The 13,101-nt window shown below is 58.4% G+C and carries 14 protein-coding genes; 12 read left to right on the forward strand and 2 right to left on the reverse strand.

Annotated elements, in window-relative coordinates; all coding sequences use genetic code 11:
• Window positions 1–275 precede the first annotated feature (275 nt).
• On the forward strand, window positions 276–1,160 hold the full coding sequence (dapA, locus tag AGR2A_RS06645; protein WP_004440897.1) for a 4-hydroxy-tetrahydrodipicolinate synthase: 885 nt from the start codon (window positions 276–278) through the stop codon (window positions 1,158–1,160).
• 161 nt (window positions 1,161–1,321) lie between these two features.
• Complete coding sequence (gene smpB / locus AGR2A_RS06650) at window positions 1,322–1,804, forward strand: SsrA-binding protein SmpB (RefSeq protein ID WP_004440898.1); 483 nt, start codon at window positions 1,322–1,324, stop codon at window positions 1,802–1,804.
• Between the two features lie 168 nt (window positions 1,805–1,972).
• Here smpB and AGR2A_RS06655 read toward each other — a convergent pair whose 3' ends face one another.
• Window positions 1,973–3,472, reverse strand: coding sequence for a globin-coupled sensor protein (locus AGR2A_RS06655; RefSeq protein ID WP_037088914.1), 1,500 nt, complete (start codon window positions 3,470–3,472; stop codon window positions 1,973–1,975).
• 218 nt (window positions 3,473–3,690) lie between these two features.
• Window positions 3,691–4,260, reverse strand: coding sequence for an NYN domain-containing protein (locus AGR2A_RS06660; protein ID WP_004440903.1), 570 nt, complete (start codon window positions 4,258–4,260; stop codon window positions 3,691–3,693).
• A 392-nt stretch (window positions 4,261–4,652) separates the two neighbouring features.
• Between AGR2A_RS06660 and rpoZ the strand changes: the two genes are divergently transcribed.
• The 10 genes from rpoZ to AGR2A_RS06715 all read left to right on the forward strand — a co-directional run bounded on the left by rpoZ (window position 4,653) and on the right by AGR2A_RS06715 (window position 13,085).
• Window positions 4,653–5,042: a DNA-directed RNA polymerase subunit omega gene (gene rpoZ, locus AGR2A_RS06665; RefSeq protein ID WP_003521126.1), complete on the forward strand. Its 390-nt coding sequence runs from the start codon at window positions 4,653–4,655 to the stop codon at window positions 5,040–5,042.
• A gap of 132 nt (window positions 5,043–5,174) precedes the next feature.
• Window positions 5,175–7,409: a RelA/SpoT family protein gene (locus tag AGR2A_RS06670; protein WP_004440906.1), complete on the forward strand. Its 2,235-nt coding sequence runs from the start codon at window positions 5,175–5,177 to the stop codon at window positions 7,407–7,409.
• 197 nt (window positions 7,410–7,606) lie between these two features.
• Window positions 7,607–7,753, forward strand: a complete 147-nt coding sequence (locus AGR2A_RS06680; RefSeq protein WP_003496944.1) for a hypothetical protein — start codon at window positions 7,607–7,609, stop codon at window positions 7,751–7,753.
• 249 nt (window positions 7,754–8,002) lie between these two features.
• Window positions 8,003–8,581 (forward strand): DUF2062 domain-containing protein, encoded by a 579-nt coding sequence (locus tag AGR2A_RS06685; protein ID WP_006699396.1) that lies wholly within the window; start codon window positions 8,003–8,005, stop codon window positions 8,579–8,581.
• Window positions 8,578–8,982, forward strand: coding sequence for a holo-ACP synthase (gene acpS / locus AGR2A_RS06690; protein WP_072494225.1), 405 nt, complete (start codon window positions 8,578–8,580; stop codon window positions 8,980–8,982). The genes AGR2A_RS06685 and acpS overlap by 4 nt, the downstream gene beginning before the upstream one ends.
• A gap of 206 nt (window positions 8,983–9,188) precedes the next feature.
• The gene (gene lepB, locus AGR2A_RS06695) at window positions 9,189–9,935 is read left to right on the forward strand and encodes a signal peptidase I (protein ID WP_072494226.1); all 747 of its coding nucleotides are present in this window, start codon (window positions 9,189–9,191) and stop codon (window positions 9,933–9,935) included.
• Window positions 9,932–10,645, forward strand: a complete 714-nt coding sequence (gene rnc / locus AGR2A_RS06700) for a ribonuclease III (protein WP_004440914.1) — start codon at window positions 9,932–9,934, stop codon at window positions 10,643–10,645. Before lepB ends, rnc begins: the two co-directional genes overlap by 4 nt.
• A gap of 82 nt (window positions 10,646–10,727) precedes the next feature.
• Window positions 10,728–11,678 carry a GTPase Era gene (era, locus tag AGR2A_RS06705; RefSeq protein ID WP_022555902.1) on the forward strand — a complete coding sequence of 317 codons (951 nt, stop codon included), beginning with the start codon at window positions 10,728–10,730 and terminating at the stop codon, window positions 11,676–11,678.
• Window positions 11,679–11,824: 146 nt separating this feature from the next.
• Window positions 11,825–12,577, forward strand: coding sequence for a Crp/Fnr family transcriptional regulator (locus tag AGR2A_RS06710; RefSeq protein ID WP_072494227.1), 753 nt, complete (start codon window positions 11,825–11,827; stop codon window positions 12,575–12,577).
• 130 nt (window positions 12,578–12,707) lie between these two features.
• Window positions 12,708–13,085 carry a response regulator gene (locus AGR2A_RS06715; protein WP_004440922.1) on the forward strand — a complete coding sequence of 126 codons (378 nt, stop codon included), beginning with the start codon at window positions 12,708–12,710 and terminating at the stop codon, window positions 13,083–13,085.
• Window positions 13,086–13,101 lie beyond the last annotated feature (16 nt).

The raw sequence follows: 13,101 nt of genomic DNA on the forward strand, positions 1-13,101 counted from the left end.
GCCTGTAAATCTTGGGATTTCAGGCTTAATGAAATGTTAAGCGCGACCCTGCAATTCAATCAACTTTTATTCACCGGCCCGCGAGCAATGTCGCTTTTCGCTATGTGCATTTAACGCTTGCAGATCACGGCCCGAACACTGTCACACTTCCGACAATTTCGGACAAAATACGCTGCCTTTGCGCTTGTCGGCGCCAAGGGCTGGCACTAATGTGTGCCGGTTTTAACCATCGAATGCGGCCGAAGCATGAACCGGCTCGGCGCCAGGAGCTTTGCATGTTCAAGGGATCAATTCCCGCCCTCATTACCCCGTTCACGGACAATGGCGCCGTGGACGAAAAGGCTTTCGCCGCCCATGTGGAATGGCAGATCGCCGAAGGCAGTAACGGACTTGTGCCGGTGGGCACGACGGGGGAATCCCCGACGCTTTCCCACGACGAGCACAAACGTGTCGTTGAACTGTGCATCGAGGTTGCGGCGAAACGGGTTCCGGTCATTGCGGGTGCAGGCTCCAACAATACCGATGAAGCGATCGAGCTGGCCCTGCATGCGCAGGAAGCGGGTGCGGATGCGCTGCTGGTGGTTACCCCCTATTACAACAAGCCGACCCAGAAGGGCCTGTTCGCCCATTTCTCCGCCGTCGCGGAAGCGGTGAAGCTGCCCATCGTCATCTACAATATTCCGCCGCGCTCGGTGGTGGATATGTTGCCGGAAACCATGGGCGCTCTGGTCAAGGCCCATAAGAACATCGTTGGCGTCAAGGACGCGACGGGCAAGATCGACCGCGTTTCCGAACAGCGCATTTCCTGCGGCAAGGATTTCGTCCAGCTCTCGGGTGAAGACGGTACCGCTCTCGGCTTCAACGCCCATGGCGGTGTCGGCTGCATTTCCGTCACGGCCAACGTGGCACCGCGCCTCTGTTCGGAATTCCAGGCGGCGATGCTTGCCGGCGATTATGCCAAGGCGCTGGAGTACCAGGATCGCCTGATGCCGCTGCACAAGGCCATCTTCATGGAGCCAGGCGTCTGCGGCACAAAATATGCGCTGTCGAAGACGCGCGGCGGCAACCGCCGTGTGCGTTCGCCCTTGATGAGCACGCTGGAACCGGCAACCGAAGCAGCCATCGATGCGGCGCTGAAGCATGCCGGCCTGATGAACTGAGACAGGTCTGAAAAGCCGGAAGGCGCGCAATGGACCGCTTCGCAGCAGAAGCCGTCCCGCGCGCCTTTTCTTTTCGTGGCGACGATACTAAATAGAGGTTCGAAAACCGCTCTCGGCGGCAGGCCGAAGGCGCAATAAGAAAAACAAGGGATTGAAATATCATGGCCCCCAAAGGCAGCCAGCGCGTGGTGAACAAGATCGTTGCGGAAAACCGCAAGGCCCGTTTCAACTACGAAATCGTCGACACCTATGAGGCAGGACTGGTGCTGACCGGCACCGAGGTCAAGTCGCTGCGCGAAGGCAAGGCGAACATTGCCGAATCCTACGCGTCGGACGAGGGCGATGAAATCTGGCTCATTAATTCCCACCTGCCGGAATATCTGCAGGCCAACCGTTTCAACCATGAGCCGCGCCGCCGCCGCAAGCTGCTCCTGAGCAAGCGCGAGATCAACCGCCTGCGCGCCGGCATCAACCGCGAAGGCATGACGCTGGTGCCCCTCAAGATTTACTTCAACGACAGGGGCCGTGCGAAGCTGGAACTGGCGCTCGCCAAAGGCAAGAAGCTGCACGACAAGCGCGAGACGGAGAAGGAACGCGACTGGAACCGGCAGAAGTCGCGGTTGTTGAAGGGTGGGGCGGCCTAAGTTCGCCGCCTTTCGCAGCATGCTCCTCCGTCATGCCGGACTTGATCCGGCATCCAGTCGCAGCGCGTCTGCGCTGTGAGAAGAGCCCTTTCAGCCCAAGGACTTGGGCTGGCTGGATCCCGGCTCAAGGCCGGGATGACGGGAGTTTGTTACTGTCCGCTGCGCCCGTCACGCCGCCCGGTACGTCCGCTCCACATGCGCCTTCGTCGTCGAAACGCTGAACCGGCTGACAAGCGCCGCGAGGTTGGCGCTGACATCGCTCAGATTGTGCGTGGCGGCATTGGTCTCTTCCACCATCGCCGCATTCTTCTGCGTCAGATTGTCCATGCTGTTGATCGCCGCACTGATTTCCTGAATGCCGACGGATTGTTCCTGCGCCGCCTTGGTGAGCGAGGTGATGTGATCCTTGATGTGATCGACCTTGCTGCCGATCGTATTCAGGGATTCACCCGTTTTGTTCACCAGCGAAACGCCCTGCATCACATCCTCGGAAGACTTGGCGATCAGTGTCTTGATTTCCTTTGCGGCGGTGGCGGAGCGTTGCGCCAGTTCACGCACTTCCTGCGCGACGACGGCGAAACCCTTGCCAGCCTCGCCGGCGCGCGCGGCTTCCACGCCGGCGTTCAACGCCAATAGATTGGTCTGGAACGAAATCTCATCAATGACGGAAATAATCTGGGTGATCTTCTGCGACGAGTCCTCGATGGCGCCCATCGCTTTCACCGCATCCGTCACCACATTGCGAGAGCGTGCTGCTTCGATGGCCGAACTTTCGACGATGGCCTTGGCCTCCTCGGAACGTTGCGCCGACAACCTGGAAATGGTGGTGATTTCCTCAACGGCTGCGGCGGTTTCCTCAAGCGCGGCCGCCTGCTGCTCCGTCCGGCGGGCCATGTCATCGGTGGCGGAGGTGAGCTCGCGCGTATTGCCGGAAATCTTGTTCGCTTCCTCCACGATCTGGGCGAATGCACCGGCGAGATTGCCGACGGCGGTGTTGAAATTGGCGATCAGCCCTTCGAATTGCGGCGCGGTCTTTTCGTTGATGCTGGAGCTGAGGTCGCCGTTGGCCAGCCGGTCGAGGGCACTGTTGAGGAGCGTGAGAATATGGTCCTGCTCCTTCTTCATCTGCGCCTGTTCGGCCTCTACCTTATGCCGCTCGGCGGCGAGCACGTCGAGATAGACGGAAATCGAATAGTCCATGTCCAGAAGGGCGGCCTTGATGGTGGCGGACAAGGCATCCTTCACCTTCCTGGCCTTCTTCTCCATGAATAGGCCCTTCAACTCCGACTCGATCAGGGCCTTGACGATGCCGTCAAGCATCAGCGCATAACCGCCAATGTACCATCGCGGCTCCAGCCCCAGTCTGGCATGGGTGCGGCCGATCGCGGTCACGGCATCTGTATAGTCCGCGTTGAATGTACCGGAGGCGATTCTCGTCCAGTGTTTGAGTTGCATGCCCTTGGCGTGCTGCACATGTGCGTCATTGGCAAAGAACTTCGCCGTCTCCGGCACCGAGCGCACTTTCGCATAGAAGCGGTCCAGCGACGCATCGAGAGAGCCGGTGATGACGCCCTTCATGTCTGAGAGATTCTGTCGCTGCTCGTGGCCGAGCCCCAGAAAATTCAGTCTTTCTTCGAGCTGTCGGTCGGTTTTTTCTTGGCCATGCATGTCTAGTCATCCTGCTTTGGCACCCAAATCATGTCGTTGGTGCCGTTACTTGATTTAGACACGTCTAAAATTAACCAAGATATAATTTTCCCCGGCCGGATTTGACGGTTGTTAATTTCAGGGGGGAATTTTTTCCCTGCCGATAGGGGGGTAAACAAAAACGCGCCAGTCTTTGAGACGGACGCGTTTTCGAAATATCGGTGATTGCGAAATCGGGATCAGACCGTCTCGGGGCCTTCCGCGTGCCGGGCAGGGCGCTCATTCGGGTCGCGTCCGATTTCGGCTTTCAGCGTCATCAGGTCGATGAAATGATCGGCCTGGCGGCGCAGGTCGTCGGCGATCATCGCTGGCTGGGTGGCCATGGTGGAAACCACGGAAACCTTGCGGCCCTTGCGCTGCAGCGCGTCCACCAGCGTGGTGAAATCGCCGTCGCCGGAAAACAGCACCAGGTGATCGACCGTTTCGGACTGCTCCATGGCGTCGACCGCCAGTTCGATATCCATGTTACCCTTGATCTTGCGGCGGCCGAGCGCGTCGGTAAATTCCTTCGCCGGCTTCGTCACGACCTTGTAACCGTTATAGTCTAGCCAGTCGATCAGCGGGCGGATCGAGGAATATTCCTGATCTTCGATCAGGGCCGTGTAATAATAGGCGCGCAGCAGATAGCCGCGCTTTTGAAACGCCTTCAGAAGCTTGCGGTAGTCGATATCGAATCCCAGGCTTTTCGATGCTGCATAAAGATTGGCTCCATCTATGAAGAGCGCAATTTTCTCCCGTGGATCGAACATTCCATCCCATTCCTTTTTTTGGAAAGGCCATTATCTGGCTTTTATATCCGGTCGATAGCGCTAAATATCATGTCGTATCAACGCGCTTTGCGTACCGCCGTTGCGTTTTAAGTAAGCTACCTTCCCCCTTATTCCAAGACAATTCTTCTAGACATTTTGTTCATCAGGCGCCAAACATCGAGGATAAGGTGCCAAAAGACGCCAAAGACAGGAAAAACTTGAATTCCGCGGCCAATGGCTGTATCGGAAGCTGGAAAGCTTCGTCGCGAGAAATTCCAGGTGTTTTCCGCAAGGCACGAAGCGCAGATTCAATAGGTTAGAGCAACCCTTGTGCATCCTGAAGACCGCACGGCGCTCTGATCCACGACATTACGACCCGCAAAGGACAGGCAATGGCCCGCGTCACAGTTGAAGATTGCATTGATAAAGTAGACAACCGTTTCGAGCTGGTGCTTCTCGCCAGCCACCGTGCGCGCCAGATTTCTCAGGGCTCTTCCATCACGGTTGACCGCGATAATGACAAGAACCCCGTCGTTGCGCTGCGTGAAATCGCCGACGAGACGCTGTCTCCCGACGATCTGAAGGAAGACCTCATCCATTCGCTGCAGAAGCACGTGGAAGTGGACGAGCCCGAGCCCGATCCGGTCACGCTTGCCGCCGCCGCTGCCGACAGCGAAGAAGACGACCAGCCGGAAACTGTCACCTTCGACCAGATGTCGGAAGAAGAACTGCTGGCCGGTATCGAAGGCCTTGTGCCGCCGGAAAAAAATGACGATTATTGATCCGGTTTTATGACGCCTTTGGCAGATGGCGGTTACCGTCTGTCAATAGTTGCCGTCATAATCTGATCCTTATTGATGCAGCATTGTGCGCCGACCCCAAGGTTGGCGCGCTTTCTTTTTGTGGAATATCGCATGATGCGGCAATACGAACTCGTTGAGCGGGTTCAAAAATATAAACCGGATGCGAATGAGGCCCTGCTGAACAAGGCCTATGTTTACGCGATGCAGAAACACGGCCAGCAGAAGCGGGCCAATGGCGACCCCTACATCTCCCATCCGCTGGAAGTTGCCGCAATCCTCACCGAAATGCATCTCGACGAATCGACCATCGCGGTGGCGTTGCTGCACGATACGATCGAGGACACCACCGCAACTCGCGCTGAAATCGACGAATTATTCGGCGAAGACATCGGCCGGCTGGTGGAAGGGCTTACCAAGCTCAAGAAGCTTGATCTCGTAACCCGCAAGGCGAAACAGGCGGAGAACCTGCGCAAGCTGCTGCTCGCCATTTCCGATGACGTGCGCGTCCTCCTGGTGAAGCTCGCCGATCGCCTGCACAACATGCGTACCATGGAATACATGCCGGCAGACAAGCGCAGCCGCATTTCCGAGGAAACCATGGAAATCTATGCGCCGCTCGCCGGCCGCATGGGCATGCAGGACATGCGCGACGAGCTGGAGGACCTGTCCTTCCGTTATCTCAATCCGGAAGCCTATGAGACGGTGACAAACCGTTTGCAGGAACTGGAAACGCGCAATGAAGGCCTCATCAAGAAGATCGAGGACGAGCTGCGTGAATTGCTCGTGGCGAACGGCCTCATCGGCGCGGGCGTCAAGGGTCGGCAGAAAAAGCCTTATTCGGTGTTTCGCAAGATGCAGTCGAAGTCGCTCTCTTTCGAGCAGCTGTCTGACGTCTACGGTTTCCGCATTCTGGTCGACGACATTCCCTCCTGCTATCGGGCGCTCGGCATCGTGCACACACGCTGGCGTGTGGTGCCGGGCCGCTTCAAGGATTACATCTCCACGCCGAAGCAGAACGACTATCGGTCCATCCACACCACCATCGTTGGCCCGTCGCGTCAGCGTATCGAGCTGCAGATCCGCACCAAGCGCATGCATGAGATCGCCGAATTCGGCATTGCCGCCCACGCGCTCTACAAGGACGGCGAAAACGGGGAGGGCGATCTGCTTTCGCCGGAAAGCAACGCCTATTCCTGGCTGCGCCACACCATCGAATCGCTGGCGGAAGGCGACAGCCCGGAAGAATTCCTTGAGCATACCAAGCTGGAACTCTTTCAGGATCAGGTGTTCTGCTTCACGCCCAAGGGCAAGCTGATTGCCCTGCCGCGCGGCGCGACGCCCATCGATTTTGCCTATGCGGTGCACACCAATATCGGCGACACCACCGTTGGCGCCAAGATCAACGGCCGGATCATGCCGCTCGTCACCCGGCTGAACAATGGCGACGAGGTGGAGATCATCCGCTCCGGCGTGCAGGTGCCGCCCGCCGCATGGGAAGAGGTAGTGGTGACGGGCAAGGCCCGCTCGGCCATTCGCCGCGCCACCCGTATGGCCATCCGCAAACAATATTCCGGCCTTGGTTATCGCATTCTCGAGCGCACCTTCGAACGCGCCGGCAAGGCCTTCTCCAAGGAGGCGCTGAAGCCGGTCCTGCATCGGCTGGCGCAGAAGGATGTCGAGGACGCCATCGCGGCCGTCGGCCGTGGCGAGGTTTCCTCGCTCGATGTGCTGCGCGCGGTATTCCCGGATTATCAGGACGAGCGCGTGACGGTGAAGATGACCGGTGACGACGGCTGGTTCAACATGCGCAGCGCCTCGGGCATGGTCTTCAAGATACCGGGCAAGTCCCGTTCGGCGCTGGAGGATGACGGTGCGGCCGAAATGCTCGACGGGCCTGACCCGCTGCCCATTCGTGGCCTTTCCGGCAATGTCGACGTGCATTTCGGGCCGGCCGGCGCCGTTCCGGGGGACCGCATCGTCGGCATCATGGAAAAGGGCAAGGGCATCACCATCTATCCAATCCAGGCGCCGGCGCTTCAGCGCTTCGATGACGAGCCGGAACGCTGGATCGATGTGCGGTGGGATCTGGACGAAGCGAACAAGTCGCGCTTCATGGCGCGGGTGATGATCAATGCGTTGAACGAGCCGGGCACGCTTGCCTCGGTGGCGCAGTCGATCGCAACGCTCGACGTCAATATTCGCGGGCTGAACATGGTCCGCATCGGTACTGACTTCTCCGAGTTGGCGCTGGACGTGGAAGTCTGGGATCTCAGGCAGCTGAACCAGCTTCTGTCGCAGCTCAAGGATCTGGATTGCGTCTCCACGGTCACGCGTGCCTTTGATTGAGGCATTTTTGATGCCTTTGAGATAGCGGAAGGCCGCTGTTATGCGTTCTGTGCATGGCAGCGGCCTTTTCCTGTCTCTGGTGGTTAATGCGGTTTGCGACTATTTTCCTCTCAGAAATTGAAGAGAAGGAAACGCGGCGTGCCGGTGGATGAACACCGATGAGAAACGCCCGTTCCAAACCGAAAGGACCGAAAATCATGTTTACTCCGCTTCGCAAGATCGCTCGCGCCGTTCGTGGCAAGACCACCCAGGAACGCGAATTCGAATATCTCAGCGGCTCGGTATCGAATGTCGACCTCGAGTTCCGTCAGCGCGAAATCGACCGCGGCCTGTTCCGCCGGTAATGCGCTGAGCGCATGGCAGCCAATCGCCATGCGTATGGACACGGATAGCGCGGCGGTAATGGCCTGTGTTTTCCTGTGCACCGCAAGCCCAGGAGATACGCGCCTCAGCGCGTCTCCTCCATGCCGCTGTCCAGTGTGACTGATTGGGTATGCTGCATCTGCAATGATCAGCGTGGGATAACCGGGCAAAAGTTCTTTGTTGCCTACCACGCTCTTGGCTCGGCCGGGGTGATGAAATAGACTGCCCCCATGCCGTTTCGCCGCCGTGAACCCCTTGGTTTTTCAGAGAAGATTCGCGACCTCTTCTGGCCGCGAACGGGTTTTTCCCGTTCGTTGCGCTATATGAAGTTGCGCCTGCTCAGGCTTTCCGCCTCTCCCCATTCCATTGCCGCCGGTGTCGCCATCGGTGTGGGTGTGGCGTGGATGCCGTTTCTCGGTGTTCACATCATCATTGCCATGGCGCTCGGTTTCCTCATGCGCGTCAACCTCGTGGCGGCGGCACTCGGTACGACTTTCGCCAATCCGCTGACATTTCCTTTCATCTGGGCCTCCACCTGGGAGCTGGGACATGTCATTCTCGGGCGAAAGACGTCGGAAAGTGCTGCGCATGTGGATTTCGTGGCGCTGTTTAGCCATCTTGAATTCCGGCAGATATGGACGCCGGTACTGGAACCCATGACCATTGGTGCGGTTCCGCCAGCCATCATCAGCGCGGTCATCGCCTATATCGCCGTTTATGGGCTCATCAACGGTTTTCAGCGCCGCAAGATGGAAAATCTCGCGCATCGCGCCGCCAACAAGAATGCTTCTCTGGAGATGTTGAAATGATCATTGGATTGGGAAGCGACCTGATAGACATCCGGCGCGTTGAAAAATCGATCGAGCGCTTCGGCGAGCGTTTCACCCATCGGTGTTTCACCGAAATCGAGCGCGCCAAATCCGATGGCCGCAAGAACCGCGCCGCGTCCTATGCCAAGCGTTTCGCCGCCAAGGAGGCCTGTTCCAAGGCGCTTGGCACCGGCCTTGCGAACGGCGTTTTCTGGAAGGACATGGGCGTCGTCAACCTTCCGGGCGGCAAGCCCACCATGGTGCTGACAAACGGGGCAGGGGAGCGACTGGCGGCCATGCTGCCCGCAGGCCATCGCGCCAATATTCACCTGACGATCACGGATGACCACCCTTACGCTCAGGCATTTGTGATCATCGAGGCGCTTCCCGTGATCGATTGAGGCCTGGGGCACCGTTGGGCGCGCTCTATTTGCACGGCTGTCACAGAAGCGCTTCCCTTCGGGCTGGAAAGGTTCTAGAGAAGTCGCAGAAATATGAAAGCGTTGCGGGCCGCGTGAAACAGCATCACCCGCCGCAGGCGCGATAAGCAACGGCCCGTCAGCTTCTTGGATCGAAGAAGCCGGGAAACAATCAGGCAGGTCTTTAAGTGTCGGAAAAAGCGGAAAAGAAGCAGAACGCCCTTTGGGAGAACGTCAAGGTCATCATTCAGGCGCTGCTGCTGGCGATGGTCATCCGCACCGTGCTGTTTCAGCCCTTTACCATCCCGTCGGGCTCGATGATGCCGACGCTGCTGGTCGGCGACTATCTTTTCGTCAACAAATTCTCCTACGGCTATTCTAAATATTCGCTGCCTTTCTCGCCGAACCTGTTTTCGGGCCGCATTCTGGAGTTCAGCAAGCCGAAGCGCGGCGATGTCGTGGTCTTCCGCCTGCCGCCCAATCCTGAAGTGGATTACATCAAGCGTCTGGTCGGCCTGCCGGGCGACCGAATTCAGGTCAGGAACGGCGTGCTGTTCATCAACGGCCAGCCGGTGCCCAAGCAGCCCGACGGCACCTTCACGTCGGATTATCGCGCCGATCCGGGCGCCAACGTACCCGTTTTCCGCGAAACGCTTGACAATGGCGTTACCTACGACACGCTCGATCAGTCGCCCGACTCGCGCGGCGACAACACCCGCGAATTCGTGGTCCCCGAAGGCCATTATTTCATGATGGGCGACAACAGAGACAATTCGCTGGATAGCCGCTTCGATGTCGGTTTCGTGCCGGAAGAAAACCTGATTGGCCGCGCCAGCGTCATCTTCTTCTCTTTGGGCAACGACACGCCGTTCAGCCGCATTTGGGAATGGCCGGCCAACATGCGTTGGGACCGCCTGTTCAAGGTTGTGGGATGAGCAAGACCAAGCCGCTTTCCGCGGACGAGATTTCCCGTCTGGAAGCGTTGATCGGATATGAGTTCAAGGAAAAGGCCCGGCTCGACCGGGCCTTGACCCATGCCAGCGCCCGCTCCGCCGCGGCGGGCAATTACGAGCGTCTGGAGTTTCTGGGCGACCGCGTTCTGGGTCTCTGCGTTGCAGAACTTCTGTTCTCCATCTTCCGCAATGCGTCCGAAGGTGAGCTTTCGGTGCGTCTGAACCAACTGGTCAGCGCCGAATCCTGCGCGTCGATCGCTGACGAGATGGGCCTGCACAATTTCATCCGCACCGGATCCGACGTCAAGAAACTCACCGGCAAGGCGATGCTGAACGTGCGCGCCGATGTCGTCGAAAGCCTGATTGCCACCATCTATCTGGATGGCGGCCTCGATGCGTCGCGCAAATTCATTCTGAAATATTGGCAGGGCCGTGCCACGAGCGTGGATGCCGGACGGCGTGACGCGAAAACGGAACTGCAGGAATGGGCGCACGCAAAGTTTGCGGTCACCCCATCTTACCGGGTTGACGATCGCTCCGGACCGGATCACGATCCCCGCTTTACGGTGACTGTCGAAATTCCCGGCGTAAAGCCGGAAACCGGCGTCGAGCGTTCCAAGCGCGCGGCCGAGCAGGTGGCGGCAACCAGATTGCTGGAACGCGAAGGCGTCTGGCAGAAAAGCTCTACCTGAAACTGAGCTGACCGGCGACGGCAGCTTACTATCAAGCGCATGGCGAGCCCTCTGGCCGCATGTTGAATACCTCTGACCTTGAATGGATATCATGACCGATCACGAAAACCCCGCCTCGACAGGCGAAGACAATGCCCTTCCGACCCGCTCCGGCTTCGTTGCCCTCATTGGCCCTACAAATGCCGGTAAGTCGACGCTGGTAAACCGGTTGGTGGGCGCCAAGGTTTCCATCGTCAGCCACAAGGTGCAGACGACGCGTGCGGTCATGCGCGGCATCGCCATTCACGACAACGCGCAGATCGTGTTCATGGACACGCCCGGTATCTTCAAGCCGCGCCGTCGGCTGGACCGCGCCATGGTCACCTCCGCCTGGGGCGGCGCGAAGGACGCCGATCTCATTCTTCTTTTGATCGACAGCGAGCGCGGCCTGAAGGGCGACGCTGAGGCGATTCTCGAAGGCCTGAAGGACGTCCCCCAGAAGAAAATCCTCTGCCTCAACAAGATCGACCAGGTAAAGCGCGAAGACCTCCTGAAGCTCGCCGCCGCCGCCAATGAGACGGTCGCCTTCGACCGCACCTTCATGATCTCGGCGACCAATGGCTCCGGTTGTGAAGACCTGATGAACTATCTGGCTGCCGAATTGCCGGAAGGCCCATGGTATTATCCGGAAGACCAGATCTCCGACCTGCCCATGCGCCAGCTTGCCGCCGAAATCACCCGCGAAAAGCTGTTCCTGCGCCTGCACCAGGAACTTCCCTATGCCTCGCATGTCGAGACGGAAAAGTGGGAAGAGCGCAAGGATGGCTCAGTGCGCATCGAGCAGGTGATCTATGTCGAGCGCGACAGCCAGAAAAAGATTGCGCTCGGCAAGAACGGCGATGCCATCAAGGCGATCTCCACCGCCTCGCGCAAGGAACTCTCGGAAATACTCGAACAGCCGGTGCATCTCTTCCTGTTCGTCAAGGTGCGCGAGAACTGGGGCGACGACCCGGAGCGTTTCCGCGAAATGGGGCTGGAATTCCCGCGAGGCTGAAAGCGCGTCATTCCCGCGTTTCTGTGAGGATACAGAAACGCGGTGGGAGGAGCGCGATGTCTTTGTGCCCGGCAGGGAACCGAATATCCTTGGAACGGGTTGTTCCAAAAACAATTGGGCGCAACCTTTTTTCATGATGGATATTCATGTCACCCAAAAAACCGAACGGGATTTCCACCACCCCCTGCCAGCAATGCCCGCTGCGCGATCTACCGCATTTCAGGGACTTTTCTTCTTCGGAACTGGATTTCGTGTCCCGTTTCAAGACGGGGGAATTGGCGGTGGAGAGCGGCTCCGTCGTCCTGATGGAAGGCTCGCACAGCGCTCACCTCTACACGGTGCTTGCGGGCTGGGCATTTCGCTACAAGACTTTGGAGGACGGCCGGCGGCAGATCCTGAATTACGTGATGCCGGGCGACCTCGTCGGCCTGCAGGGCACGGTGATGGGGGAGATGCAGCACTCGGTTGAGGCCTTGTCGCCGGTCACGCTGTGCGTCTTTGAGCGATCGCGCCTCAACAATCTCTTTACCGACCACCCGACGCTTGCCTATGATCTGACATGGATTGCGGCGAGCGAAGAGCGCATGCTCGACAGTCATCTGCTCAGCATCGGCCGGCGCACGGCGCTTGAGCGCGCGGCCTACCTTATCGCTTTCCTTTACAGCAGGGCGAAAGCAGTCGCGCTGCTGCAGGGCGAGGCGACGATTCCTGTCACCCAGCAGCACGTGGCCGATACGCTCGGCCTCTCCATCGTCCACACCAACAAGACGCTGAGAAAGCTCGTCGATCGCGGGCTTATCCGCTGGACGGACAAGGGCTGTCTGGTGCTGGATGACGCCGGACTGGCGCAAGTTGCGGGCTGGGAAAGCGACGGCAAGCGGCAGAGACCGTTTATCTGATCTTCCGACATGTCTTTTTTAAATGACGGGCGAGCCGCAATTTGCGACTGCTCCCATGATATCTCACTGGAGAATCGTTTCGAAGACGACGGCTTCGAGCCTGACGGCTCTCTTTGTTAGGAAGAAAAATATGGTGCCACAACGGGTTATCATCGTTGAGGATGAATATCTGGTGGCGCTCGATGTTGAGGCGGTTCTCCAGTCGATGGGTGTGGAGACCGTTATCATCGCCACGACGCTTGCGCAGGCGAGGAAGGCTCTCGAAGAGGATGGCGCCGATTGCGTGCTTCTCGATGTCAGCCTTTCTGACGGTAAAAGCTATGATTTTGCACGCCACTTGCGGTCTGCGTCCATTCCTTTCGGTTTTGTCAGCGGTTACGGCGACACGACCGGATTCCCCGAAGATCTCCTGCATGCGCCCTTGCTCGGCAAGCCTTTCGGAGAAAACGAAATCACCGATTTCGTCCTCCGCCTCGTCGATGCGGCGCGTGTTACCGTAAAAGAATAACGTTTCGCCGCCGGAT

The organism is Agrobacterium genomosp. 2 str. CFBP 5494, assembly GCF_900013495.1.
GTDB lineage: Bacteria > Pseudomonadota > Alphaproteobacteria > Rhizobiales > Rhizobiaceae > Agrobacterium > Agrobacterium pusense.